Source organism: Microbacterium sp. Leaf179 (assembly GCF_001423785.1).
In the GTDB taxonomy this organism is placed as follows: domain Bacteria; phylum Actinomycetota; class Actinomycetes; order Actinomycetales; family Microbacteriaceae; genus Microbacterium.
Genome location: NZ_LMPH01000001.1, coordinates 1,178,204 through 1,204,029 on the forward strand (window position 1 = coordinate 1,178,204; position 25,826 = coordinate 1,204,029).

Genomic DNA, 25,826 nt, shown 5'->3' on the forward strand with positions numbered 1-25,826 from the left:
CGGCTCGAAGGGTACCCCCCAGGATAAGCCGCGTCGTATGTCCTCGGCTGCATGGGGGCTGGGTGTGCTACAGGCGCCCGGCCGCCTTCAGCGCGAGGTAGCGGTCGGCGACGAGCGGCGGCAGATCGTCGGCCGACGCCGAGACGGCGTCGCCCCCGGCGCGGACCACGGCCGCCCGCACCCGGTCGGCGTCATGCCGCGCGCGCTCGATCGCGGCGGCGGCGTACACGTCGGCGGCGTCGCGGTGGGCCGGGGCGTCGCCCGGGCCGTCGGTCGCCGTCGCCACCAGCAGCCGCGATCGCGCCGCGACCGCCGGGAGCGACGCGAGGAACGCGCGTGCGGCTTCGGGGTCGTCGGCGGCCGTCAGCAGCACGACCAGCGCGGGGCGCACCGAGAGGCCCCGCACCTGCGCGAAGGCGGCGTCCCAGTCGGTGTCGATGAGTTGCGGGTCGACGGGCGCCATCGCCTCGACCAGCGCGGGCAGCAGCTGCGCGCCGTCGGTGCGGGTGACGCGCGCGCGGGTCACGCGGTCGAACATGAGGAGGTGCACGTGGTCACCGGCGCGCGTCGCGAGCACTGACAGCAGCAGAGCGGCCTCCATCGCGGCATCCAGCCGCACGCCGTCACCCACGCGGGCGGCGGCTGTTCGTCCGGTGTCGATGACGATGACGACGTGCCGATCGCGCTCGGGACGCCAGGTGCGCAGCATGGTCGTTCCGGCGCGCGCCGTCGCCCGCCAGTCGATCGAGCGCACGTCGTCGCCCCGCACGTACTCGCGCAGGCTGTCGAACTCGGTGCCCTGCCCGCGCACCTGTAGCGAGGTGTTGCCGTCGAGCTCGCGCAGGCGGGCGAGTCGCGAGGGGAGGTGTCGCCGGGAGGTGAACGGGGGCAGGACGCGCAGACGCCCGGGGGCGTCGACCACCGCCTGTCGGCCGGCGAGCCCCAGGGGACCCGCGGCGCGCACGGTGACGAAGGCGCTGCGCAACTCGCCCCGGCGCCGCGGGAGCAACGACAGCGCAGCTCCCCGTCGCTCGCCGGGCGGCACGGTGAAACGCTGCCGCTCGTCGGGCGCCCCGGCCGTCGGCTGCCACGCGTCGCGCACGACAGCGCGCAGAAGGCGGGTACCGAGGTTGCGCACCCGCAGTTCGCCGGTCACCGGCTCGTCGCGCAGCGCCCGCTCCGGCACCGTGCGAGTGATCTCGACCCGGCGCGGGTCGGCGGCGAGGGCGATGTCGATCGCCGCGAGCACGACGCACAGAGCCACCCATCCGCCCGCGACCGCCCACGCCGGAGCCCCCGCGGTGCTGAGCAGCACGAGGGGCCCGACGCCGAGGGCGACGAGCAGGGCGAGACGGCCGGAAACGAACATCAGATGGGGACGCGCGTCTGCTGCAGGACCGACGTGAGGATCGCGTCGACCGAGACGCCCTCGATCTCGGCCTCGGGCCGCAGGCGGATGCGGTGACGCCAGACGGGCACGAGCATGGTCTGCACGTGGTCGGGCGTGATCGCCGGGTAACCGCCGAGCCAGGCCCACGCCTTCGCGGCGGCGAGCAGTCCCGTGCTGGCGCGCGGGCTCACGCCCAGCAGCACCGACGGGCTCTGACGCGTGGCGCGCGCGAGATCGACCACGTAGCCGAGCAGGTCGTCGTCGACGGCCACGGATGCCGCGGCGCGCTGTGCCGCCAGGATCTGCGACGCGGTGACCGCCGGCGTCACCCCGGCCTCGTCGAGGTGCCGAGGGTCGAATCCTCCTGCGTGCCGGCGGAGCACGTCGACCTCGGCGTCGCGGCCCGGCAGGTCGACGACGAGCTTCAGCAGGAACCGGTCGAGCTGGGCCTCGGGCAGGGTGTAGGTGCCCTCGTGCTCGATGGGGTTCTGCGTGGCGGCGACGAGGAACGGGTCGGGAAGCGCACGGCTCACCCCATCGGACGACACCTGGCGTTCTTCCATGGCCTCGAGCAGCGCCGCCTGCGTCTTGGGGGGCGTGCGGTTGATCTCGTCGGCGAGCAGCACGTGCGTGAACACCGGGCCCGCGCGGAACTCGAACTCCCCGGCCCGCGCGTCGTAGATCAGCGAACCCGTCACATCTCCGGGCATGAGGTCGGGGGTGAACTGCACGCGGCGGGTGTCGAGACCGAGCGCGCGGCTGAAGGAGCGCACCAGCAGCGTCTTGGCGACGCCCGGAACGCCCTCGAGCAGCACGTGTCCCCGCGAGAGCAGGGCGATCAGCAGCCCTGTCACGGTGCCGTCCTGGCCGACGACGGCCTTGCCGACTTCGAGGCGCACCTGGTGCATGGCCTCGCGGAGGGCCGCGTGGTCGTCGGCGCTCGCGGTCGTGGTGTGGGGAGCTGCGGAGTTCTCGGGGCTGTCGGTCATCGGGTGGTCCCTTCGGTTCGGACGGCGGCGCGCACGCTCGCCTCGAGATCGCGGAGTCGGTCGGCGGCCGCGACGAGGTCACGGTCGGTACGGGGTGAGTCGTCGACGAGGATGCCGCGGACCAGGCCGCGGTCGGCGCCCAGTCGTTCGGCGACGGCATCGGAGGTGTCGACGGGGGAGGTGCGCGCCGCGAGGCCCAGCAGCCGACCGAGCCGGGCGCGGCTCGCGCGCCGTAGCTCGTCGAGCGCGTGCCCCGCGTCGGCCGAGGCGGCGTACAGCCGCGCGCGGCCCTCGGTGGTCTCGTTCGCCCGCACCGTGACGGGGAGGCGCTCGGTGACGAGCGGGCCGAACCGACGGCCCCGCCAGACGGCGGCGGTGAGCGCGGAGGCGAGCAGCAGCAGGATCGCCGGTGTCACCCAGGGGGGTGTCAGGTCGGCGAGGGTGGGGGCGGTGGTGCCCTGGTCGGCGTCGGAGGGGGAGGGCACGTACCAGACGAGAGCGTCGGTCTGTCCGAGGACACCGATCGCCAGCGCGGCGTTGCCGTCGGCCGTGAGGGTGGAGTTGGTGAGCACCGACAGACCGTCGAGGGCGGTCACCGTGCGTCCGCCCCGCTCGTCGGTCAGCAGGGCGTATTCGTCGCCGACGGGGTAGCAGCCCTGCACGCCGTCGCCCGGCACGAGCAGTTCGCCCACGCGGGCGTCTCCGGCGCCACGCGCCGCGGGCACGTCGCACGCCGGGCCCGTCGTCGCGTCGTCGGTGAAACCGCCCAGCGAGGAGCCGTTCAGGAGCACGCCGAGCGCCCGCGAGCGCGGTTCGACGAGCACGGTGTGCCGTGCCCGTTCCGCGAGGTTGCTCAGTGCGTCGTCGGAGAGCATCGGGGCGTCGCGCAGCACGAGCGTGGCGTCGCCTCCGCCGAGCGCGCGTTCGGCGGCCTGACGGTCGCGGGCGACGGTGACGCGGACGCCCTGCTGCTCGAGGATCCGGACCACCGCCCGGGTGCCGTCGGGGCCGGCCGACTCGGGGTCGAGCACCGCGCGCTGCTGGTAGCCGCCGTACACGAGGGAGCCGCCGACGAGCGCGACGAGCAGCAGGGCCACCACCAGCGCGATCCACCCCAGGGCGGCGCGTCGGCGGGGGTGTGCGGAGCGCGAGGCCGATGCGGGGCTCGCGACACCCGAGGGGGCGCTCATGAAGAGGCCGCCGCGCGGTCGGTGACGGCGCTGTCGGTGACGGCGCGGGCTCGGACGGCGGCCTCGTCGAGATCGGCGATCGCGCGATACCCGTCGGCGGTTCCGGGGCGGCGCAGATAGCGCACGTCGTCGAAGCTCGCGGCAGCGGTGTCCATCGCGGCGGCGAGTGCGGGCAGGGCGACCCCCGCGGCACGGCCGAAGGCGCGCGCCGTCGCCCCCGGCGGCGGGTCCACGAGGCCGCGCTCCGACAGACCGCGCGCGACGGCGCGGAAGCGCAGCACGATCGCGGCGTCCCATGCCCCGCGGGCGGCGGCTTCATCGGCCTCGCGTCGCAGTTCGTCGGCCGATCGCCCGTCGTCGTCGTCGAAGAGCGCGCGCGCCGCCGGCTGCGCGCGCACGAGACGGCGCGGGCGCCCCCAGATGAGCAGGGCGACGATGATGCCGACGGCCAAGAGCACGGCCAGCACGATGAGGGCCGAGGGCCCCCAGTCGGCGTTGCCCGACGGCCGCAGCAGGTCGCCGATGAACGAGGCGACGGCCTGCGCTACACGGTCGATGAAGGTCGGCTCGGACGCCTGGTACGAGGGGTCTTCGAGCTCGCGCTCCGCCCACTCCCGCGCCTGGTCGGGGTCGGGGAGGAGCGGGAACACCGCGGCGGCGGCGGTCGCGAGAGCGGCGGCCGTCATCGATCGGTCGGCGACCCGGGCGCAGCCCACGAGGTGGGCGCCGCGGGCGGGGCCACGTCGGGGCTCGGCGGGGCGGCCGGCGGGGGAGTCGCCGGACCCGAGACCGCGTCGTCGGCGGACCGATCGGCGGGGGTGACCGACCCCGCCGCGGGTGCGTCCCAGGCGGGAGCGGGGACCGGGGGAGCACCGTACGGCGCCGGGGCGCCGTATCCGGTGGGGGCGCCGTAGCCGGCCTGAGCGCCGTACCCGGCCTGCGCGCCGTACCCGGCCGGTGCGCCGTATCCAGCCGGTGCGCCGTAGCCGGCGTACGGCGGTGCCGTGCCGACGGGCACGGGTGCGGGCCGCTCGACGACGCGACCGACGCCGACGAGGTACGGATCGGCGAGGTCGGTGGCCCCGGCATCGCGTGCCTCGACGTAGGTGTGCAGATCGTGGTCGAGTCCCTCGACCCGCATGCGGGCGTCGACGTAGACCAGCGCGGCCGAGGTCGACTGCACGACCAGCGCGATGCACTGCACGAGCAGGATGCCGAACTGGCCGATCACCTGCACCACGACCATTCCCACGACGGCCCCGATCTCGTCGGTGCCGGTGGGGGCGAGGATGCCCGGAACGATCCCCGCGATGAGGCTGAAGGGCACCGAGATGAGCTGGGCGAGCACGCTGAAGCCGAACGAGATGATCACGATCACGCCGAACGTCGACCAGAACCGCCGGCGGGTGAGCCGCCACGAGCGGGCGATCCCCGCGCGGATGCCGGCGCCTTCGAGGATGATCGCCGAGGGCACGAGGAAGAGCTTCGTTGTCAGCCACGCGTACAGCGGGATGAGCCCGAGCACGAACAGCACGCCGACGAGGATGCCGAGCCACAGCACCGAGATCACGAGCAGCGTCACGATGCCGGCGAGCACGCCGACGACCACCAGGCTGGCGAGCACGACCAGGGCGCTGTAGCCGATGAGTCGCCAGATCACCGGCCGCACGCGGGCCCAGACGGCCTTCAGGGTCGGCTTCTCGGCCACGACCGCGTGAGCGACCTCGGAGACGACGACGCCCTGCACCACCACGCTGAGCGCTCCGACCAGCAGGCTCAGCACCAGGGCGGCGGCGCCCGTGATGACGGTGGATCCGGCGAAGATCGCGCCCCAGTCGTCACCGCCGTAGGCAACGGTGTCGAGGCGCGAGAAGCTGGCGACGGCGATGGCGCCCACCGCGGCGGCCAGCACGATGTAGGCGACGGCCTGCACGACGAGCGCGAAGCCGAGCAGCACCTTCGGGTTGTGCCGCAGGGCGACGAACGAGCGGCCGAGGATCGTGCCGAAGCCGTACGGGTGCAGGGGCACGATGCCGGGTCGAGAGGCCGGGGTCCAGTTCGGATACGCGGTCACGGTGACGCCTCCTCGTTGCACGGCAGTGTCTTCATCGTGTCACACACCCCCGACACGCTCGGCCTCATCTCACCCTCGTCGACTACTCTCGGAGGAACGCGCCCTCACCCCGGGCGTTGTGCCCGTGCCGCACGGGTTCGAGACGGAAGACGTACCCCCGAATGACTTCACGGATCCTGGTGGTCGACGACGACACCGCGCTGGCCGAGATGATCGGCATCGTGCTGCGCACCGAAGGATTCGACACGGTCTTCTGCGCCGACGGCGCCCAGGCCGTCGACGCGTGGCGCACCGAGCGACCCGACCTCATCCTGCTCGACCTCATGCTGCCGGGGGTCGACGGCATCGAGATCTGCACGCGCGTGCGCGCCGAGTCCGGCGTGCCGATCATCATGCTCACCGCGCGCACCGACACCGCCGACCTGGTGAAGGGCCTCGAGTCGGGCGCCGACGACTACATCATGAAGCCGTTCAACCCGAAGGAGCTGGTGGCTCGCATCCGCACGCGTCTGCGGCCGTCCCAGGCTCCCGTCGACGAGACGTTGCGCATCGGCGACCTCGTCGTCGACGTCGCCGCGCACGAGGTCCGACGCGGCGACAGCCCGATCGCACTGACGCCGCTCGAGTTCGAACTGCTCGTCGCCCTGGCCGAGAAGCCGCAGCAGGTGTTCTCGCGCGAGATGCTGCTCGAGCAGGTGTGGGGCTACCACTACAAGGCCGACACCCGTCTGGTGAACGTGCACGTGCAGCGTCTGCGCGCCAAGATCGAGGCCGACCCCGACAACCCGCGGATCGTCACCACCGTGCGCGGCGTGGGCTACCGCGCCGGCGCGGTGGCCTGAGCGCGCGATGACGGGCGCGGTGCGGACGCTCCCGCCGCGGGTCAGCAGCTGGCGCGATTGGCGGGCGGTCCGCGATCGCCTGGCGACGCTGTGGCGACGCTCCCTGCGCTTCCGCACGATCCTCATCACGGTGGCCCTCACCGCCGCGACCATCCTCGTCACGTGCGTGGCGATGGCCCTCGTCATCCAGAACGAGCTGTTCACCGCCCGCAAGGACCAGGTGCTCCTCGAGGCCCAGCGCGCGACCGCGTCGGCGCAGGCCACGCTCGACGCGGCCGTCGACTCGACCGATCCGGCCGCGGCGCAGACGCTCATGAACGGCATCGCGACGCGGCTGTCGCAGCAGTCCTCGAGCGATCTGATCGCGCTGTACCGCATCGGGCCGCCCTCGCCCCTGGCGCCGCAGCCGTTCATCTCGCCCGCGTTCGAGTCGGGCCTCGTCTCCGATGCGCTGCGCAAACAGGTGCAGTCGAGTCCCGATCTGCAGTGGTGGCAGTCGGTGGCGTTGCCCTCCGACGGGGGCCGTGACGTTCCCGGCATCCTGGTCGGTCATCAACTGCGCTTCCCGGCCGAAGACGGGGTCGATTCCTACGAGCTGTACATGGGGTACGACCTCATCAGCGCCTCGCAGACCCTCGCGTTCGTCCAGGTGCTGCTGTGGGTGGTGGGTCTGATCCTGGTGGTGCTCATCGGTTCGATCGCGTGGTTCGTGCTGCGCTCGATCACCACGCCCATCGCGGATGCCGCCGAGACCAGCGCGAAGCTCGCGGCGGGCGATCTGGGCGTGCGTCTTCCCGTGCGCGGCGAAGACGAGCTGGCGACGCTGAACCGGTCGTTCAACGCCATGGCCGACAGCATCGAGTCGCAGATCAAGGAGCTGGCCGACCTCTCGCTCGTGCAGCAGCGCTTCGTGTCCGACGTCTCGCACGAGCTGCGCACGCCGCTGACGACGATCCGCCTCGCCGCCGATATCATCAACGACCAGCGCGAGGAGTTCGATCCGGTCACGGGGCGCGCGGCCGAGCTGCTGCACGCGCAGGTGCAGCGCTTCGAGGTGCTGCTCACCGACCTGCTCGAGATCAGCCGGTACGACGCCGGCTCCGTGCAGCTCGAGCTCGAGGCGACGAGCCTCGCCCACCTCGCCGAAGACGTGATCCTCTCGATGGAGCAGCTCGCCGAAGGGCACGGCTCCGACGTGCGCCTGGTCGCACCCGGCGGGTACACCCCCGTCGACATGGACGCCCGCCGCGTGCGGCGCGTGGTGCGCAACCTGCTCGGCAACGCGATCGAGCACGGCGAGGGGCGGCCGATCGTCGTCTCGGTCGACAGCAACCGCGACGCCGTGGCACTCGGCGTGCGTGACTTCGGTCTGGGCATGAAGGCCGACGACGTCGAGCGCGTGTTCGACCGGTTCTGGCGGGCCGACCCGTCGCGGGTGCGCACGATGGGCGGCACGGGTCTGGGCCTGTCGATCGCCCTGGGCGACGCGCGGCTGCACGGCGGCACCCTGGCGGTGTGGTCGGAACCGGGCCGCGGATCCAACTTCGTGCTCACCCTGCCCCGAGACGGACGACCCGTGGGCGCCTCGCCCCTGCCTCTCGTCCCCGACGACGAGCAGGGCGGCGCCCTCGAGGCGCTGGGGCTCACCCAGCCCATCTCGCTCAACCGCTCGACCTTCGGGAGGATGCCGTGAGACGCGCCTTGGCCCTCGTCAGCCTCGCTCTCGTGCTCGTCTTGACGGCGTGCACGGGACTGCCGACCACCGGGTACGTCAACCCCGGGCGCGGCCCGCAGAGCGATGACGCGCAGGCGTTCGCGTTCGTGCCCGACGGTCCGCAGGATGACGCGTCGCCGGCCGAGATCGTCGAGGGATTCCTGCGCGCCGGCTCGGGGCCGGCCGACGACTGGGCGACCGCGAAGCTGTTCCTCTCGCCCGGTGCCACCTGGGACCCCCGCGCCCGCGTGACGATCGACACGCTCGCCGCGCGCCGCGCCGCACCCTCCGCCGACGGCACGGTGGTGACGGTGTCGCTGTCGACGGTGGCGGGGGTGGATGCCGACGGCGCCTACGCCCCGGCCGCCACGGGCAGCGCCCAGACCCTGTCCTTCGCCCTCGCGCAGGTCGACGGCCAGTGGCGGATCACCTCCGCCCCCGACGGGGTCGTGCTGTACGAGGAAGTGTTCCCGACGGTCTACCAGTCGGCATCCATCGCGTACTTCGACCCGACGTGGAGCTTCATCGTCCCCGACGTGCGATGGTTCCCCCGTGCGCTGGTGGCCAGCCGCGTCGCGACCGCCCTGGTCGACGGTCAGCCGAGCTCGTGGCTGTCGGGCGCCGTGCGCAACGCCTTCCCCGAAGAGCTGTCGCTCGTGGGGCGCTCGGTGACGCTGTCGTCGGGGGGAGTCGCCCAGGTACAACTGCCGCGGGCGGCTCTGAGCCTGGACCGCACGACCCTCGACCGCATGCAGACCCAACTGGCGCGCAGCCTCTCGTCGGCCGGCATCAGCGAGGTGCAGATGACGGTGGAGGGCACCCCGGTCACCGCCTCCGAGGTCGCCGTGCGCGTGACGCGCATCGATCCCTCGCCGGCGGTGCTCACCTCGCTCGGCGTGTTCGGCGCCCTGTCGGGCGACCAGGTCGAGTCGATCCCGGGTCTGTCCGACGCGATCGAGTCCCTGGCGCCGACGATGGTGGAACTCGAAGCCGACCGCAGCCTGGCGGCGGTGCGCACGCAGCAGGGAACGGTGGCGAGTGCGCTCGCCGACGGTCGGACGTTCCTGCTCGACGACCGCCCGGGCCTCATCGCCCCCACGATCGACGCCGAGGGAGCGATCTGGAGCGTGCCGAGTGCGGCCCCCGCGCAGCTGCACGTCATCACGCCCGAAGGGGTTCCCCGCGACGTCGGCAATGCGTGGCCCGATGCCTCCGAGATCACCGCGATGCAGATCTCCCGTGATGGTACGAGGGTGGCGGCCATCGTCACCGTGTCGGGTGCGCGCGAGGTGTGGGTCGCCGGCATCCTGCGCTCGGCGGGCGAGATCGACCTCGGTCCGCCGCACGTGCTGTCGTTCTCGCAGCAGGGGGCGTTCGACCTCGCGTGGCTCGACGACACCACCATCGGCGTCCTCTCGTCGGTCGACGGTGTCAGCCGCTTGAGCGAGCTCAGCGTGGGCGGTCGCGGCACCGAGGCGCAGGCGCCCGAGGGGGCGCGCACGCTCGCCGCGGGGAGCACGAGCGTCCGCGTGCTCGACGATCAGGGGCGCCTCTACAGTCGGCGCGGAAGCTCGTGGACCCTGGTGGCCTCCAACATCCGGGTGCTGGCGGCGCAGCAGGGCACCACGTCCTGAGCGGGCGCGGCTTCTCCCCAGCGCGGTCGGCGTGACATCCGTCCACGGTTCGGGCCTCTCGCCCAGCGCCCGTGCGGGGCGTCCGCCACGATGGCCGCATGTCTCGTCCTGCGCTCACCGACACGATCTCGTCGGCCCTCCGCGATGCCCTGACCTTCTGGCTTCCGCTGGCGTGCGCCGGCTGCGGCGCGCTCGATGAGTCCCTGTGCTCCGGATGCCGCCGGGCTCTGGCCGCCGTCCCCGTCCCGCGCGAGGTGGGGCCGGGGGTGCCCGTGCTGTGCGCGCTCGAGTTCTCGGGGGTGCCGGCGCGGGTCCTGCGCGCCCTCAAAGAAGACGGTCGCACCTCCCTCGCCCGGGATCTCGCCCCGGCTCTCGCCGATGTCTTGCGTGCGGCCGTTGTCTCCGGTGCCCTCGTCGTCCCGGTGCCCTCGTCGGCTGCGGCCTTCCGACGCCGCGGCTATCGACCGGTCGAGCTGCTGGTGCGTCGGGCGGGGTGGCATCCGGAGCGCGTGCTGCGGGTGCGGCGCGCGCCGGCCGATCAGCGCGGCCTCGATCGCATCGCCCGACAGCAGAACGTCGGGGGAGCCTTCGCCGCGCGGTCCGTCGTCGGGCGCAGGGTGGTCGTCGTCGACGACGTGGTGACGACCGGGGCCACGCTCATCGAGGCGACGCGGGCCCTCCGAGCGGCGGGAGCCGCCGAGGTGAGGGCCGTCGCGCTCGCGTACACGCCGCGTCGCAGCGCATCAGAAGGTGAATCGCAGGTGATTGCTACGTGACAGGGCGGTGGCGTCGGACTAGCGTGGGGATGACTGAAGGCGACGGATGTTCCGCCCTTAGACCGGGCGGAACCCGGAACAAGGAGGTCACTGATGGACACCAACATCGTCGGAGTGGGAGTCGGTATCACCGATCGTTTCCGCACCGTGGTTGAAGAGAAGGTCAGTCGCATCGAGCACCTGGCGCCCCGCGCTCAGACTCTCGAAGTCAAGGTCACCCATCGCTCGTACCGCAACGGGCGCATGGAAGACGACACCGTGGAGCTGACCCTCGACGGCAAGGGCCCGGTGGTCCGAGCCGAGGCCACCGATGCCGATAAGTTCGCCGCTCTCGACCTCGCGGTCGACAAGATCTCCGAGCAGGTGCGGCGCGCGAAAGACAAGCGCGTCGACGCCCGAAACCACCCCCGCGGGGCACGCTTCGAGAAAGGCACCGGCGAACTGGCGGGCATCGACGTCGAGCCCGCTTCCGTCGAGGTGCTGCGCGCCGTCGCCACCGGTGAGGTGCCGGTCCAGGATTCCGATGTCGACGAGGCGGAGTACTCGCCCGTCGTCATCCGCCAGAAGGAGTTCGGCGCCGAGTGGATGACGGTCGAGGACGCCGTCGACCGCATGGAGCTCGTCGGCCACGACTTCTTCCTCTTCATCGACGCCCGCACCGACCACCCCAGCGTCGTCTACCGCCGCAAGGGCTGGGACTACGGCGTGATCGCGCTCGCCGCGCAGGCCCCACCGGCGGAGCAGATCGCGTCCTGACGCACCCTGCCGCATGACGGAGCCCCTGTCCGGGTGGACAGGGGCTCCGTCTGGCGGGGCCCGCGGGTTCGCGCTGCCGCACCCCGTAGCGCGGCAGCTGCGTCATCCGCCGCGCGAAGCGGATCCGGCCGTGCTCAGCCGTCGAAGATGTCGCCGAGCAGCGAGCCGATGACGAGACCGCCCAGCATGCCGCCGACCATGTTGCCGCCGCCCATTCCGCCGCCGCCGCGGCCGTAACCGCCGCCGCGCCCGCTGCCGTCCCATTCGTTGGGTCGGGACTGCTCGATGTCGCGCTGGGCGATCTGCAGGGATTCCGAGGCGAGCGAGCCGGCCCGGCGAGCGGTGGCCAGCACCGTCTCGCGATCGTCTTCGGCGACGGGCCCCAGGGGGAGTCCCGCGCGCAACCGCTCGGCCTCGACGAAGCGCGTCCGCGCGTCGGCTCCGATCCACCCGCGGTGGCCGGTGATCAGGCCGCGGGCGACGGCGAGCTGACGGTCGGCGTCGTCGATCGCGTGCTCGACCTGTTCCTGAGAGGGGACGGGACGTGAGGCGCGCTCGCGCGCGTGGTCGAGAGCGGCGTTGGCCTGCCGCAGGGACGACAGTGCCGCGAACGGGTCGGTGCGGGCTCCGGATGCCGGCAGTGCCGCCAGAGCACGCTCCAGGTCGGCCATGGCCTGCGTGACGGCGGGGGTCTGGGCGCCGCGACGGGCTTCGGCGAGATCGCCGCGCGAGTCCTCGACGACGGCGGCGAGGGTGGACTCCGCGCGGAGCGCTTCGATCTCGAACATGTCGACCGCGTCGAGCAGGGACTCCGCGCGCCGTGCCGATTCGGTGGCGGCTTCGAGGGCGACCGAGGCCTGCTCGCGCTGCCCGGCCTCGCGGCGACGCTCCGAGACGGCGGCGGTGTGCACGGCGAAGTCGAGCAGCTGCTCGATCTCTTCGGGATTCCCGCCGATCTGCTGCAGGGCGGAGTCGCTGTAACGGCGCGACAGCCGCTCGACGACCTCGCGGGCGTTCGGGACGCGCTCGGCGAGGCGGTCGCGGTCGGCGCGTACGCGAGCGATCGTCTCGGGTGCGCGGCGCACGGCGTCGATCTTGGGCTGGAGAACCTGCGTGCGCTCCTCGAGCAGGTCTTCGGCCCACTGCGACAGCTGGATGATGCGCGCGTTGCGCGTGCGCAGCTCGTCTTTGGTGTCGGGGATCTCGTCGTGGTTCAGCTGGTGCAGCCGGAACGCCTCGGCGAGGTGCGTGCGCACCGACTCGAGGGCGGCCGCGAGATCTTCGGTGGCCTTGTCGCCGAGCTCGGCGCGGGCGAAGTCCAGCTCGTCGGAGGTGAGGCGCACGCGCTCATCGGCGGCGACGATCGCGAGCTCCGCCCGGCGGGCGAGATCGGCGTCCGCCGCGTCTTGCTCTTCGCGCTTCCTCTTGCCCCAGAAACCGGCCATGGGTCGATCCTAGGCCGCGGGGTAGGGGCCGTCGCCGAGTGTTCGCTTTGGGCGCGAGTGCCGACTTTCGGATTGCGGCCGCCTCGCAGGTCACGAACGGGTAACACGGATAACATGGGCGATGTATGCCTGTTCGCAGGCCGGTGCCCACGCGGGCGCCGCACCCGACAGATGGAGATGCTTCGTGGCCAATCCGCTCGAGAAACTGCTGCGCGCCGGTGAGGGGCGCATCCTCCGCCGTCTGCAGGGCGTGGTCAAAGCGACCGGCGCGCTCGAGGAGGACTACGAGCAGCTCACCGACGACGAGCTGCGCAACGAGACCGTCGAGCTGCGCGCCCGCTACAAGGCCGGCGAGACGCTCGATCAGCTCATGCCCGAGGCCTTCGCCGCCGTGCGCGAGGCGGCCAAGCGCACCCTGGGTCAGCGTCCCTACGACGTGCAGGTCATGGGCGGCGCAGCCCTCCACCTGGGCAACATCGCCGAGATGAAGACCGGTGAGGGCAAGACGCTGACGGCGGCTCTCCCCGCCTACCTCAACGCCATCGCCGGTGAGGGTGTGCACGTCATCACCGTCAACGACTTCCTCGCGAGCTACCAGTCGGAGCTCATGGGCCGCGTCTACCGTGCTCTCGGCATGACGACCGGAACCGTCGTGGCCGGACAGACCCCCGAGGTGCGTCGGGAGCAGTACGAGGCCGACATCAGCTACGGAACGAACAACGAGTTCGGCTTCGACTACCTGCGCGACAACATGGCGTGGCGAAAAGAAGACCTCGTGCAGCGCGGTCACTTCTACGCGATCGTCGACGAGGTCGACTCGATCCTCATCGACGAGGCGCGCACTCCGCTGATCATCTCGGGTCCGGCATCCGGCGAGGCCAACCGCTGGTTCGCCGAGTTCGCGAAGCTCGCCCGCACCCTCGAGGCCGGCGTCGACTACGAGGTCGACGAGAAGAAGCGCACGATCGGTGTGCTCGAACCTGGTATCGAGAAGGTCGAGGACTACCTCGGCATCGACAACCTGTACGAGTCGGCGAACACGCCCCTGATCTCGTTCCTCAACAACTCCATCAAGGCGATGGCGCTGTTCAAGCGCGACACCGACTACGTCGTCATGAACGACGAGGTGATGATCGTCGACGAGCACACCGGCCGCATCCTCGTCGGGCGCCGTTACAACGAGGGCATCCACCAGGCGATCGAGGCCAAAGAGGCCGTGCCGGTCAAGGCCGAGAACCAGACCCTCGCCACCGTCACGCTGCAGAACTACTTCCGCCTGTACGACAAGCTCGCGGGCATGACCGGTACCGCCGAGACCGAGGCCGCCGAGTTCATGTCGACCTACAAACTCGGTGTCGTGCCCATCCCCACGAACCGTCCGATGGTGCGCAAGGACCAGTCCGACCTCGTCTACAAGAACGAGACGGCGAAGTTCGCGCAGGTCGTCGAAGACATCGTCGAGCGCCACGAGAAGGGCCAGCCGGTCCTCGTCGGCACCACCAGCGTCGAGAAGAGCGAATACCTCTCGCGCCTGCTGGCGAAGAAGGGCGTGCGCCACGAGGTGCTCAACGCCAAGAACCACGCGCGAGAGGCCGAGATCGTCGCCCGCGCCGGTCGCCTGGGGGCCGTGACGGTCGCCACCAACATGGCCGGCCGTGGGACCGACATCATGCTCGGCGGCAACGCCGAGTTCCTCGCCGTGCAAGAGATGAAGGCGAAGAACCTCGACCCCGTCGAGACGCCCGAGGCCTACGAGTCGGAGTGGGACTCGGTCTACAAGGGCACGCGCGACACCGTCGCCGAAGAGGCCGCCAAGGTCGTCGAGGCCGGCGGGCTCTACGTGCTGGGCACCGAGCGTCACGAGTCGCGCCGCATCGACAACCAGCTGCGCGGTCGTTCGGGTCGACAGGGCGACCCCGGCGAGAGCCGCTTCTACCTGTCGCTGACCGACGACCTCATGCGGCTGTTCCAGTCGGGTGCGGCCGAGGCGATCCTCGCGCGCACCAACTTCCCCGACGACGTCGCCATCGAGTCGGGGCTGGTGTCGCGCGCGATCAAGAGCGCGCAGTCGCAGGTCGAGGCCCGCAACGCCGAGATGCGCAAGAACGTCCTCAAGTACGACGACGTGCTCAACCGTCAGCGCGAGGCCATCTACGCCGACCGCCGTCACATGCTCCAGGGCGACGACATCGCCGACCGCGTGCAGCACTTCATCGAAGACGCCATCACCGCGGTGATCGACGACCACACCGGCTCGGGGCACACCGAGTCGTGGGACTTCGACGCCCTGTGGACCGAGCTGAAGACCATGTACCCGGTGAGCGTGTCGATCGACGAGGTCGTGGCCGAGGCCGGTGGGAACAAGGGGCGCATCACCCCCGAGGGCCTCAAGCGCGAGATCATCTCCGACGCCCGCATCGCTTACGAGAATCGCGAGAAGAGCCTCGGCGAGCAGGCGATCCGTGAGCTCGAACGCCGTGTCGTGCTGCAGGTGCTCGACCGCCGCTGGCGCGAGCACCTCTACGAGATGGACTACCTCAAAGACGGCATCGGCCTGCGTGCCATGGCTCAGCGCGACCCGCTGATCGAGTACCAGCGCGAGGGCTACCAGATGTTCCAGTCGATGATGGGGCAGATCAAGGAGGAGTCGGTCGGATACCTCTACAACCTCGAAGTCGAGGTGAAGAAGGTCGAGGGCGACAACGCCGAGGTCGAGGCCAAGGGCCTCACCGTCAGCCCCGTCGAGACGCAGCGCCTCGAGTACTCCGCCGCGAACGACGCGGGCGAGGTCGAGGTGCGCAACGATCGCGGACAGGTGCAGCAGGCAGCCACCAACCGCCTGCGTCAGTCCGGACAGGCCGCCGCTCCGGCGACCGAGGCGGCTCCGGCCGCGGCCCGCGGGGCGTTCGGGCAGCGGACCGACGGCGAGGAGCCGGCATCCGGGAACCGTGCCGACCGCCGCGCCGCCGGAAAGAAGAAGTAAGAACGACCCCGGATGCCGCGCCCCCACGTGGGGGCGCGGCATCCGTCGTTTCACCAGGGAGGTGCAGGAGCGGTCCACCGGGTGTCGATTGGCTGGATACCGGCGGGGATATCCTGAACCGATGAGCCCGCTACGCCCCCTCGACCAGTCCTCGAAGCTGAAGGATGTCCTCTACGAGATCCGCGGCGAGGCCCTCGTCGAGGCCGACCGGCTCGAGGCCGAGGGGCACTCGATCCTCAAGCTCAACACGGGCAACCCCGCCACGTTCGGTTTCGAGGCTCCGCATCAGATCGTGCGCGACATGATCCAGTCGATCCCCAACGCGCACGGCTACAGCGACAGCCGCGGCATCCTGTCGGCGCGGCGCGCGGTGGTCTCGCGATACGAGGAGGAGCCCGGGTTCCCCCACCTCGACCCCGACCACGTGTACCTCGGCAACGGGGTGTCCGAACTCATCACCATGACGATGCAGGCGTTGCTCGACGAGGGTGACGAGGTGCTCATCCCCGCGCCCGACTATCCGCTGTGGACGGCGATGACGAGCCTGGGCGGCGGCACGCCGGTGCACTACCTGTGCGACGAGCAGCGCGAATGGCAGCCCGACCTCGACGACATCCGCGCGAAGGTGACCCCCCGCACCAAGGCGATCGTCATCATCAACCCCAACAACCCCACGGGCGCGGTCTACTCGCGCGAGGTGCTCGAGGGGATCGCCGACATCGCCCGGGAGTACTCGCTGCTGCTCCTGGCCGACGAGATCTACGACCGCATCCTGTTCGACGATGCGGTGCACATCCCCATGGCCACGGTCGCGCCCGACCTGCTGTGCCTGACCTTCAACGGCCTGTCGAAGACCTACCGCGTCGCGGGCTACCGCTCGGGGTGGTTGGCGATCACCGGGCCCATGGAGCACGCGCAGGGCTTCCTGCAGGGCATCAACCTGCTGGCATCCACGCGTCTGTGCCCCAACGTGCCGGCGCAGTTCGCGGTGCAGGCGGCGCTGTCGGGCGTGCAGTCCATCGACGCGCTCATCGCCCCGAGCGGTCGTCTGCACGAGCAGAGGGATGCCGCCTGGCAGGGACTCGAAGCGATCCCGGGTGTCTCGTGCGTGCTGCCCCGCGGGGCGCTCTACGCCTTCCCCCGGTTCGACCCCGAGGTGTACGAGATCCCCGACGACGGCAAGTTCGTGCACGACTTCCTCATCGCCGAGCACGTGCTGCTGGTGCAGGGGTCGGGCTTCAACTGGCCCGCGACCGACCACGTGCGCATCGTCACGCTGCCCGAGGCCCGCGTGATCTCGGATGCGATCGAGCGGTTGGGGAACTTCTTGTCGTCCTGGCGGCCGTGATCGAGGTCGGGCGCGGAAGTTTCCTGCACGTTTCTACGTAGATTCTGGTCTCGGCCTTCGCCGTCGACTACTCCGTGATCATTCTCGTCACGAGTGCGATCATGACGTCTTTTTCCTTCGGGTCGCTCATTGCAACGAGTAGGGCGGTCGCCGCCAGAGCATTGTTTGATATACGCCTTATGCCGCCCGCTTTGTTCAGGATGCCGTTCCTGGCGAGGAAGGTGACGAACAGGGCAGCGGCGGTGCGTTTGTTGCCGTCCACGAGCGGATGATCTTTCACGACGAGGTAGAGCAAATTGGCTGCCTTTTCCTCGACGGTCGGGTAGAGGTCGTGGCCGTCGAAGCTCTGGTAGAGCGTTGCGATGATTCCGGTGAGTCTGTCGCCGCGTTCTCGTCCGAGTAGCGTGTCGGCGGGGAACTCCTTGCGGAGTTGCGTGACTACGTGGTGTGCGTCATCGAGGGTCAGTTCCCACGCGGGCATGACGGACGATTGGGCGTCAATCTTTCCGTCGTCGTAGTCGCGGAGGAGTGTGAGTCCGGGGAGGTAGCTCTGGAGGACGTCAGCGACTCCGGATAGGAGTTCATCCGTTGAGCGGTGCAGGATGTGGACGATCGCGTCGAGTTGTTCGAGGCGCTGCTCGTTGACGACGTATCCGCGAACCAGGTATTCGCGTAACTGTCGGGTGGCCCAGATCCGGAACTGTGTGGCCGTGGCGCTCTTCACGCGGTAGCCGACGGAGAGGATGGCGTCGAGATTGTAGAAGGGAAGCTCGCGCGCTACACGGCGTGGGCCCTCAACGCGAACCTGTCGGAATTTCCGACAGGTTGCCGCCTCGTCGAGTTCACCCTCGTCGTAGACGTGCTGGATGTGTTCGACGACGTTCGTACGTGACGTCTGTAAAAGTTCCGCGATCTGCTGCTGGCTCAACCAGACGGTCTCCGCGTCGAATCGGACGTGGAGGGTCGGAGCACCATCCTCACGGTGGTACAAGATCACTTCGCCGGACGGCTGCGCGTCCGTCATGCGGTGTGCTCGCGACCTTGCATGTCATCATCTCGGCCTGGGATCTCCCCGATGCGTCGAGAGTGCAGCGTATGGTTCCGACGCCGGGATGACGGTGCCCACGGCGGAAGAGTGATGGGCGTGAACGTTGCGCCCATGTCGGGGCACCTCTGGGGAACATCGACCGTCGTCACAGAAGCGCCAACGCCGTCACACGCCATCGCCCGTCGAGGCCCTCGAGACGAAGCGCGATGGCGCGCGTGCGTGCGCGGGCAGCCGCGGTGACGGTGGCCTCGACGACCCCGTCGGCGGGCTGCGAGAGATGGACGTTGCGGATCTCGTGCACATCGCGAAGAGCGGCCACGCGCCGCGCGCTGCGGGCGCGGGCCGCGAGGTTCGCTCGCACCGACAGGGACCGGTAGACCTCCTCCGACAGCCAGCGCGCGAGTTGCTCCACCTCGCGAACACCGGCCAGCACCTCGAGCACGCCCCGCACGATGTTGCGGATGAACGTCTCGGGTGGGGGAAGGGCGTCCGCCGACGTCTTCTGCGGGCTGAAGAAGTCGTCGTGGCGGGTGGCGGTGCCCCCGGTCGCGGTCGAGCGTGTGAGCGGCAGCGTCATGCTTCCCTCCGTCGTCATGAATGGCGCCAACGAGCGGGGGGCTGAGGCCGAGAGTAGGCCAGCGGGAGAACACCCGCCGGGGCATTCTTCGCCTCTGTGGACGAAACGCGGGAAGGGTGAGGTGGGGAGGGGGAGTGGGTTCTGTGCGGGTTCAGTCGTCGTGGCGGATGTCTCCGCGTCCCCACAGCTCGGGGAAACTCGCCGCCTGCGACTGCCGCCAGAGAGCCGCCCGGCGAGCCGTCTCGCTCCGTTCGTCGAGGTAGGCATCGACGCTGTCGAGGGCGATCCGCCATTGTGGCGGTTCCCCGATCTCGACGCCGCGCAGCTGCCCCTCGCGGGCGAGCGCGATGACGTCGGCGACACCTAAGCCCAGCGTGCGAGCGACCTGGTCGGCCGAGACGAATCGCTCGCGGGGTGAGGACGCGTCCGTCATCCGGTCAGTATGTCCCCATTTCGGTGGGCACACGAGAATCACCCGTGAGACGCGAACGAGAGGTGCGGCGTAACCCGCGCAGCGATGTGCGGGTGTTTCCGCGCGTCGGTGATGGTCTGTCGCTTCGCCCGCCCGAAGGAGACGGCCTGTCCAAGTTCACCTTCGAGTTCACCCACGCCGAGGGATCCGGCGCCCGCGCGGTGGAGACCCCGCGAGTCCCGCCGGACGAGCCCTCTAGTCTGGAGGGGTGTCGACACTCAGTGAACTCGTCTACGCCCAGGGCCGCTCGAGCGAAGCCGATGTCGAGTGGCTGCACCGTCTCGCCGGCGATGGACAGTTTCTCGCCGACCTGGCCTTCGCCGACATCGTCATCTGGGTACCCACCCCCGACGACTCGTTCGTCGCCGTCGCGCACACGCGTCCGGGGGGAGCGGCGACGCTGTTCTACCGCGACATCGTCGGCGATCGCGTACGTCCCCAGTGGCGCACGCAGGTGCGCGAGGCGTTCCAGAGCGGGCGCATCGTGGATTCGGCCTCGCCCGACTGGTTCGAAGAGACGCCCACCCGCGTCCGCGCCGTGCCGATCGTGCGCGAACTCTCGCGCGAGGGTCACGCCGTAACCACCGTCGGCGTGCTGACGCGCCACACCAACCTGGGCGAGACGCGCACCCCCTCCCGCCAGCAGATCACCTTCAACGACTGCGCCGACGACCTCTTCGGAATGATCTCGTCCGCCGAGTTCCCCGACCTGACCGCCCCCACCGCCCCGCGGCGGGGAGCGCCCCGCGCCTCGGACGGCCTCATCCGCCTCGACGTCGACGGCATCACGACCTTCGCGAGCCCCAACGCGCTGTCGGCGTTCAACCGCATGGGCTTCGACGACGAGCTCGAGGGCGAGTCGCTCGCCGAGGTGACCGCGCGCATCCTCCCCGCCAAGCGCCAAGACGTCGACGAGTCGCTCCCCGTGGTCGTGAGCGGTCGCGCTCCGTGGCGGGCCGACATGGAAGCTCGCGGCGTGCAGGTGTCGCTGCGCACCATCCCGCTGCGCGACCGCGGCACGCGCATCGGTGCGATCGTGCTCAGCCGCGACGTCACCGAGATCCGCCACCAGGAGCAGGAGCTCATCACCAAGGACGCCACGATCCGCGAGATCCACCATCGCGTCAAGAACAACCTGCAGACGGTCGCTTCGCTCCTTCGCATCCAGGCTCGTCGAACCCACTCCGACGAGGCCCGGGATGCCCTCAGCCAGGCGATGCGTCGCGTCTCGGCGATCGCCGTCGTGCACGACACGCTCTCGGAGGGACTGGCGCAGAACGTCGACTTCGACGACGTCTTCGCGCGGGTGCTGAAGCTCGTGGCCGAGGTCGCGGCGGCGCCCAACACCCGCGCGCGCACCCGCAGCACCGGCAAGTTCGGCACGCTGCCGAGCCAGTTCGCCACGCCGCTCGCCCTCGCTCTCACCGAACTCGTGACCAACGCCGTCGAGCACGGGCTCGCGGGGCAGGAGGGCGACGTCGAGATCGCCGCCGAGCGCGGCGACGAGATGCTCGAGGTGAAGGTCCGCGACACCGGAGTGGGCCTTCCCGAGGGTCAGGTGGGTCGCGGCCTCGGCACGCAGATCGTGCGCACCCTCATCCAGGGAGAGCTCGGCGGCACGATCGACTGGCACACGCTCATGGGCAGCGGCACCGAGGTGACCATCGAGATCCCGCTGCGCTACATCGGTGGTTCGTCGGTCTGAGCTCGGGCCGAGGGCGCGCGGGTCGGACCGAAACGCCGAGAAGGCCCACCCCAGAGGGATGGGCCTTCTCGGTGACGACGTCAGGAGGCGCGGCGGGCGCGCGCGGCGCGGCGCTTGAGGGCGCGACGCTCGTCTTCGCTGAGGCCACCCCACACGCCCGAGTCCTGACCGGACTCGAGGGCGTACTGCAGGCAGACCTCCGTGACGGTGCAGCGCGCGCAGACCGACTTGGCCTTCTCGATCTGGTCGACCGCGGGGCCGGTGTTGCCGACCGGGAAGAACAATTCGGGGTCGACGGTCAGGCAGGCTGCTTTGTCGCGCCAATCCATAGGGGTGCTCCTTGTAACAGAAAAATGATCGATTCGGCACCGAGATTCGGGTCCGGTACCCTGGTGGGAACGCGAGCGATTGCTCGCCCCACTTCGCTGTGGGAGCACACGGCTTGTTCCATGCTCCCATAGCGTTTCCGCCTGATCAAGAGGTAACCGGTAGGTTTCCGGAACGTAACGGCGCCGCTGCGCCGTCGGGAGGGCCTGTTCGATGCCTGTTCGTCTCACGGCCGCCGCTCTTCTGGCTCTCGAGGCCGTCGGCATCCTAGCTCTCGCCGGCTGGCAGATCGTGGCGTTGCTCGGGGGTGACACCGACTCGATCGTCAGCTCCCTCGCGCTCATCGTGCTCACCGTCATCGGCGCGGCCATCGTCGGCGCCTTCGCCGTCGCCACCGCGCGCGACGTGTCGGCCGGGCGCTCGGGCGGAATCGTCACCCAGCTGCTGATCCTGTCGGTCGCTATCGGTGCGATCACGGGGGAGTGGGCGGCGCCGGGCATCGCCCTGCTCATCGCGGTCCCCGGGGTCGTCGGCCTGGTGCTGCTGGTGCTCGCGGTGCGGGCCTCGGCGCCGCGCCGGCGCGACGACGAGTCCTGAGCGCTCCGCCCGGCACCCACGCGAAGACCCCGCCGCCGCCGGAGCGGGACGGGGTCGTGGCAGCGCGGGTCAGGCGGCGGCGAGACCGAGGGTCTTGCGCAGACGCGCGACGTGGCCGGTGGCCTTAACGTTGTAGAGCGCCTCGGCGATGGTGCCCTCTTCGTCGATAACGAAGGTCGAGCGCAGCACACCGGTGACGGTCTTGCCGTAGTTCTGCTTCTCGCCCCACGCGCCGTAGGCCTCGTGCACCGCGTGGTCGGCGTCGCTCAGCAGCGGGAAGGTCAGCCCGTCGCTGTCGCGGAACGCCCGCAGCTTCTCGGGCAGGTCGCGCGAGAGGCCGAGCACGGTGTATCCGGCGCCCTGAAGCGATGCGAGGCTGTCGCGGAAATCGCAGGCCTGCGTCGTGCAGCCGGGAGTCTGGGCCGCGGGGTAGAAGTACAGGATCACGCGGCGGCCACGGAAGTCGCTCAGCGAGACGGGGTGCTCGTCTTGATCGAGCAGGGTGAAATCGGGCGCAGTGTCGCCCTTCGCGAGGTTCGTCACCCCTCCAGCCTAGAACGCTCGATGGCCTGGAACGTGGTCAGCAGGCGATGCAGGGAGTCGAGGCGCGCCGCAGCCCCGGGACCCAGGCGACCGGATGCCACGGCTTCGGCGATCGCGCAGTCGGGCGCATCGGGAAGATGCGTGCAGCCGCGCGGGCACTCCTCGGCGGCTTCGGCGAGGTCGGTGAAGGCCCCCAGCACGTGCGCGGGGTTGACGTGGCCGAGGCCGAAGGAGCGGACGCCCGGGGTGTCGATGACCCACCCCGACCCCGCGGGACCGCGATAGCGCAGCGACACCGCCGACGACGAGGTGTGCCGCCCGCGTCCGGTGACCACGTTGACGTGACCGATGGCTCGCTCCGAACCTGTCAGCGCGTTGACGAGGGTGGACTTGCCGACGCCGGAGTGTCCGACGAAGACGGTGGAGTGCCCCGCGATGGCTTCGCCGATGGCGTCGAGGGGCATCGCCCCCTGCGCGCTCGTGAACACGCGCAGGTCGATGCCGTCGAAGTGCGACAGGAACTCGGTGGGGTCGGCGAGGTCGGTCTTGGTGACGACGAGCAGGGGACGGATGCCGGCGTCGAGGGCCGCGACGAGATAGCGGTCGACGAGGCGCTCGCGGGGCTCGGGGTCGGCGGCGGCCACGACGATCAGCATCTGGTCGGCGTTGGCGACGATCACCCGCTCCACCTGATCGGTGTCGTCGGCACTGCGGCGCAACAGAGACGTGCGCTCCTCGAGACCGATGATGCGCCCGAGGGTGCCCTCGTCACCCGACTGGTCGCCGACGACGCGGGCCCGGTCGCCGTTGACGATGGGCTGCTTGCGCAGCTCGCGCGCCCGCGTGGCGAGCACGCGTCGTTCGTCGGGCCCGTCTTCGTCGATCAACACGGTGTAGCGGCCGCGGTCGACGCCGAGCACCCGGGCGATCTGCGCGTCGGCGTGCGCGGGTCGACGCTTGGTGCGCGGCCGGTTGGCCTTCGGGTTCGGGCGCGTTCGGATCGACGACTCGTCGTACTCCAGGTCGTCGTCGTCGCTGTCGTCGAGCCAGCTCACGCGTCAGCCCGCGGCATCCGTCGATCCGTCCGGATCGAGCATTGCGCGCCAGAGCGCGGCGAACTGGGGGAGGGTCTTGGCGGTCGTGCCGATGTCGTCGACCTGCACGCCGGCGACGCGCAGACCGAGCAGCGCGCCGGTCGTCGCGAGGCGGTGGTCGTGGTGGGCCTTCCACTCGCCGCCGCGCAAAGTCTGCGGCACGATGCGGATGCCGTCTTCGAGCTCGTGGGCCTCGCCCCCGAGCGAACGCAGGTTGCCGACCAGCGCTGCGATGCGGTCGGTCTCGTGGCCGCGGATGTGCCCGATGCCGTGCAGCGTGGTGGGGCCGTCGGCGAAGGCCGCGAGACCGAAGAGGGTCGGCGCGAGCTCGCCCGCGGCCGAGAGGTCGAGCTCGACCCCGCTGATGCCCTCGCCCGCGGCGACGGTGAGCGCTCCGGCCCGGCGGCTGACGCGCGCGCCCATCTCGGCGAGGATGTCGCCCAGCAGGGCTCCGGGCTGGGTGCTGTGCAACGGCCAGCCCGTGACGGTGACCGAGCCCCCGGTGACCATCGCGGCGGCGAGGAACGGTGCGGCGTTGGAGAGGTCGGGCTCGATCGAGACGTCTTTCGCGCGGACGGGTCCGGCGGGCACGATCCACTCGCCGGGCGCCGGGCGCTCGACGTGGATCCCCCGGTGAGCGAGGGCCTCGACGGTCATGTCGATGTGCGGGATGCTGGGCAGCCGCGAGCCCACGTGACGCAGGTGCAGCCCGACGTCGAAGCGCGGGGCGGCCAGCAGCAGGCCCGAGACGAACTGGCTGGACTGGCTCGCGTCGATCTCGACCTCGCCGCCGCGCACGTGGCCGTGGCCGCGGACCGAGAACGGCAGCGCCCAGTGCCCGCCGTCGTCGATGTCGACGCCCACCTCGCGCAGGGCGCGGATCATCGCGCCCATGGGGCGGTGTAGCGCGCTCTCGTGCGCCGTGACGTGCACGTCGCCGCGGGCGAGGCCCGCGAGGGGGGCGACGAACCGCATGACGGTTCCGGCTTGGCCGCAGTCGACGGTCGAGTCGCCCGTGAACGACGCGGGCGGGGTGATGAGCAGGTCGGGCCCGAACGGGGAGTCGGTCTCGACCTCGTCGATGCCGACGCCGAGGGCTCGGAGCGCATCGATCATGCGCGCGGAGTCGTCGGAGTGCAGGGGCGCGTGCAGGGTGCCCGGGCCGTCGGCGATGGCGGCGAGCACGAGTTCGCGGTTGGTGAGGGACTTGGACCCGGGCACCGTGACCGTGGCATCCACGGGACCGATGGCGGTGGGCGCGTTCCACGCACCGCGGGGAGTGGCGGTTGAAGGGGAATACCCGAGGGGAGTCATCGGTTCCTAGCCTAGTGAAAGGGGACGACACGTGACCGCACTTCTCGAGCGCGAGAGCAGGGCAGGGGCCACTCCGGTGACCCTCGCGATGCCCGACGTAGACTGGCGCGCAATGGACGACACGGCGAACGCGAGCCCACTCCACGTGGAGCCTCGCGAACAGTTCGAAGAGCAGGCGCTGCCCTTCATGGATCAGCTCTACGCCGCGGCGATGCGCATGACGCGCAATCCCGCCGATGCGGCCGATCTCGTGCAGGAGACCTTCGTGAAGGCCTTCGGCTCGTGGGCGTCGTTCACGCAGGGCACGAACCTGAAGGCGTGGCTCTACCGCATCCTGACGAACACGTACATCAACACGTACCGCAAGAAGCAGCGCGAGCCCTACCAGAGCGCCATCGACGATCTGGAGGACTGGCAGCTCGGCGGTGCCGAGTCGACCACCGCGAGCAGTTCCCGTTCGGCGGAAGCCGAAGCGATTGACCACATGCCGGCATCCGTGGTCAAGGACGCGTTGCAGTCGATCCCCGAGGATTTCCGGATGGCGGTGTACCTCGCCGACGTCGAGGGCTTCGCCTACCAGGAGATCGCCGACATCATGAAAACTCCGATCGGCACGGTCATGAGCCGTCTGCACCGCGGCCGGCGGCTGCTGCGCGACCTGCTGTCGGACTACGCCAGAGAGCGCGGCATCCAGACCGCCACGGGAGAGACGAAATGAGCGACTGCGGCTGCGACCAAGCACGACGCGACCTCGAAGAGTACCTGCGCAATGAGGTCTGCAAGACCCAGCACAAAGACATTCGGGAGCACCTCGAGAGTTGCCCGGGATGCCAGGACGAAGCCCTCGTGGCCCGCACGCTGACCGACGTGGTCGCGCGTGCGTGCAAAGAGACCGCGCCCGACGAACTGCGCGATCAGGTGCTCTCGCGCCTGCGGGCGATCCAGGCGACGCACTGACCCTTCCGGGCCCCGGCTCGGCGCGTGTCGGAGGCCGTCCGTAGGCTGGGG

The 25,826-nt window shown here is 70.6% G+C and carries 24 protein-coding genes; 11 read left to right on the plus strand and 13 right to left on the minus strand.

The genetic code is table 11. The features are described from left to right. Positions 1-67: 67 nt before the first annotated feature. Genes ASF96_RS05375 through ASF96_RS17505 form a run of 5 tightly spaced genes read right to left on the minus strand, consistent with a single transcriptional unit; the run spans position 68 to position 5,643 of the window. A complete protein-coding gene (locus ASF96_RS05375) occupies positions 68-1,369 on the minus strand; it encodes a DUF58 domain-containing protein (protein WP_055936678.1) in 1,302 nt (433 codons plus the stop codon). Continuing rightward, complete coding sequence (locus ASF96_RS05380) at positions 1,369-2,379, minus strand: AAA family ATPase (protein ID WP_055936681.1); 1,011 nt, start codon at positions 2,377-2,379, stop codon at positions 1,369-1,371. The genes ASF96_RS05375 and ASF96_RS05380 overlap by 1 nt, the downstream gene beginning before the upstream one ends. Continuing rightward, positions 2,376-3,569 (minus strand): DUF4350 domain-containing protein, encoded by a 1,194-nt coding sequence (locus tag ASF96_RS05385; protein WP_055834564.1) that lies wholly within the window; start codon positions 3,567-3,569, stop codon positions 2,376-2,378. Before ASF96_RS05385 ends, ASF96_RS05380 begins: the two co-directional genes overlap by 4 nt. Continuing rightward, positions 3,566-4,255 carry a DUF4129 domain-containing protein gene (locus ASF96_RS05390; protein ID WP_156458735.1) on the minus strand — a complete coding sequence of 230 codons (690 nt, stop codon included), beginning with the start codon at positions 4,253-4,255 and terminating at the stop codon, positions 3,566-3,568. The genes ASF96_RS05385 and ASF96_RS05390 overlap by 4 nt, the downstream gene beginning before the upstream one ends. Further along, the gene (locus ASF96_RS17505; RefSeq protein ID WP_055936685.1) at positions 4,252-5,643 is read right to left on the minus strand and encodes a glycerophosphoryl diester phosphodiesterase membrane domain-containing protein; all 1,392 of its coding nucleotides are present in this window, start codon (positions 5,641-5,643) and stop codon (positions 4,252-4,254) included. Before ASF96_RS17505 ends, ASF96_RS05390 begins: the two co-directional genes overlap by 4 nt. 161 nt (positions 5,644-5,804) lie before the next feature. Here ASF96_RS17505 and mtrA point away from each other — a divergent pair, with 161 nt between their 5' ends. The 5 genes from mtrA (at position 5,805) to hpf (ending at position 11,365) form a co-directional block, all read left to right on the plus strand. Continuing rightward, positions 5,805-6,485, plus strand: coding sequence for an MtrAB system response regulator MtrA (mtrA, locus tag ASF96_RS05400; protein WP_055834573.1), 681 nt, complete (start codon positions 5,805-5,807; stop codon positions 6,483-6,485). 7 nt (positions 6,486-6,492) lie between these two features. Beyond that, positions 6,493-8,178, plus strand: a complete 1,686-nt coding sequence (mtrB, locus tag ASF96_RS05405; RefSeq protein WP_055936687.1) for an MtrAB system histidine kinase MtrB — start codon at positions 6,493-6,495, stop codon at positions 8,176-8,178. Beyond that, positions 8,175-9,833: an LpqB family beta-propeller domain-containing protein gene (locus ASF96_RS05410; protein ID WP_156458736.1), complete on the plus strand. Its 1,659-nt coding sequence runs from the start codon at positions 8,175-8,177 to the stop codon at positions 9,831-9,833. The genes mtrB and ASF96_RS05410 overlap by 4 nt, the downstream gene beginning before the upstream one ends. A gap of 98 nt (positions 9,834-9,931) precedes the next feature. Further along, positions 9,932-10,609 carry a ComF family protein gene (locus ASF96_RS05415; protein ID WP_055834580.1) on the plus strand — a complete coding sequence of 226 codons (678 nt, stop codon included), beginning with the start codon at positions 9,932-9,934 and terminating at the stop codon, positions 10,607-10,609. Positions 10,610-10,702: 93 nt separating this feature from the next. Further along, positions 10,703-11,365: a ribosome hibernation-promoting factor, HPF/YfiA family gene (hpf, locus tag ASF96_RS05420; protein ID WP_055834583.1), complete on the plus strand. Its 663-nt coding sequence runs from the start codon at positions 10,703-10,705 to the stop codon at positions 11,363-11,365. Positions 11,366-11,499: 134 nt separating this feature from the next. Here hpf and ASF96_RS05425 read toward each other — a convergent pair whose 3' ends face one another. After that, positions 11,500-12,810, minus strand: coding sequence for a hypothetical protein (locus ASF96_RS05425; protein ID WP_055936691.1), 1,311 nt, complete (start codon positions 12,808-12,810; stop codon positions 11,500-11,502). 184 nt (positions 12,811-12,994) lie between these two features. On the opposite strand from ASF96_RS05425, the gene secA reads away from it, so the two are divergent. Both secA and ASF96_RS05435 read left to right on the plus strand, forming a co-directional pair. Next, positions 12,995-15,793, plus strand: coding sequence for a preprotein translocase subunit SecA (gene secA, locus ASF96_RS05430; RefSeq protein WP_055834588.1), 2,799 nt, complete (start codon positions 12,995-12,997; stop codon positions 15,791-15,793). Between the two features lie 121 nt (positions 15,794-15,914). Further along, positions 15,915-17,141 carry a pyridoxal phosphate-dependent aminotransferase gene (locus ASF96_RS05435; RefSeq protein ID WP_055936693.1) on the plus strand — a complete coding sequence of 409 codons (1,227 nt, stop codon included), beginning with the start codon at positions 15,915-15,917 and terminating at the stop codon, positions 17,139-17,141. 67 nt (positions 17,142-17,208) lie between these two features. Here the strand turns inward: ASF96_RS05435 and rhuM are convergent, their stop codons facing one another. The 3 genes from rhuM to ASF96_RS05450 form a co-directional block, all read right to left on the minus strand. After that, a complete protein-coding gene (gene rhuM / locus ASF96_RS05440) occupies positions 17,209-18,165 on the minus strand; it encodes a RhuM family protein (RefSeq protein ID WP_055936696.1) in 957 nt (318 codons plus the stop codon). 169 nt (positions 18,166-18,334) lie between these two features. Continuing rightward, on the minus strand, positions 18,335-18,766 hold the full coding sequence (locus ASF96_RS05445; RefSeq protein WP_055936699.1) for an Rv3235 family protein: 432 nt from the start codon (positions 18,764-18,766) through the stop codon (positions 18,335-18,337). A gap of 151 nt (positions 18,767-18,917) precedes the next feature. Continuing rightward, entirely contained in the window at positions 18,918-19,199 is a 282-nt protein-coding gene (locus tag ASF96_RS05450) for a helix-turn-helix domain-containing protein (protein ID WP_055936701.1), read from the minus strand. Positions 19,200-19,446: 247 nt separating this feature from the next. On the opposite strand from ASF96_RS05450, the gene ASF96_RS05455 reads away from it, so the two are divergent. Next, positions 19,447-20,943, plus strand: a complete 1,497-nt coding sequence (locus ASF96_RS05455) for a sensor histidine kinase (RefSeq protein ID WP_055936704.1) — start codon at positions 19,447-19,449, stop codon at positions 20,941-20,943. 80 nt (positions 20,944-21,023) lie between these two features. Here ASF96_RS05455 and ASF96_RS05460 read toward each other — a convergent pair whose 3' ends face one another. Beyond that, positions 21,024-21,272, minus strand: a complete 249-nt coding sequence (locus tag ASF96_RS05460; RefSeq protein ID WP_013583608.1) for a WhiB family transcriptional regulator — start codon at positions 21,270-21,272, stop codon at positions 21,024-21,026. A gap of 211 nt (positions 21,273-21,483) precedes the next feature. On the opposite strand from ASF96_RS05460, the gene ASF96_RS05465 reads away from it, so the two are divergent. Then, complete coding sequence (locus tag ASF96_RS05465; RefSeq protein WP_055936707.1) at positions 21,484-21,867, plus strand: hypothetical protein; 384 nt, start codon at positions 21,484-21,486, stop codon at positions 21,865-21,867. Positions 21,868-21,936: 69 nt separating this feature from the next. On the opposite strand, the gene bcp is transcribed toward ASF96_RS05465, so the two are convergent. The 3 genes from bcp to aroA are packed head-to-tail and all read right to left on the minus strand — an operon-like array spanning position 21,937 to position 24,818. Next, positions 21,937-22,410 (minus strand): thioredoxin-dependent thiol peroxidase, encoded by a 474-nt coding sequence (gene bcp, locus ASF96_RS05470; RefSeq protein WP_055936710.1) that lies wholly within the window; start codon positions 22,408-22,410, stop codon positions 21,937-21,939. Beyond that, positions 22,407-23,465 carry a ribosome small subunit-dependent GTPase A gene (gene rsgA / locus ASF96_RS05475; RefSeq protein ID WP_055936713.1) on the minus strand — a complete coding sequence of 353 codons (1,059 nt, stop codon included), beginning with the start codon at positions 23,463-23,465 and terminating at the stop codon, positions 22,407-22,409. The genes bcp and rsgA overlap by 4 nt, the downstream gene beginning before the upstream one ends. A 3-nt stretch (positions 23,466-23,468) precedes the next feature. Continuing rightward, positions 23,469-24,818, minus strand: coding sequence for a 3-phosphoshikimate 1-carboxyvinyltransferase (gene aroA / locus ASF96_RS05480; protein ID WP_055936716.1), 1,350 nt, complete (start codon positions 24,816-24,818; stop codon positions 23,469-23,471). Between the two features lie 112 nt (positions 24,819-24,930). On the opposite strand from aroA, the gene ASF96_RS05485 reads away from it, so the two are divergent. Next, positions 24,931-25,536: a sigma-70 family RNA polymerase sigma factor gene (locus ASF96_RS05485; RefSeq protein WP_235560549.1), complete on the plus strand. Its 606-nt coding sequence runs from the start codon at positions 24,931-24,933 to the stop codon at positions 25,534-25,536. After that, on the plus strand, positions 25,533-25,775 hold the full coding sequence (locus ASF96_RS05490; protein WP_055834618.1) for a zf-HC2 domain-containing protein: 243 nt from the start codon (positions 25,533-25,535) through the stop codon (positions 25,773-25,775). The genes ASF96_RS05485 and ASF96_RS05490 overlap by 4 nt, the downstream gene beginning before the upstream one ends. Positions 25,776-25,826 lie beyond the last annotated feature (51 nt).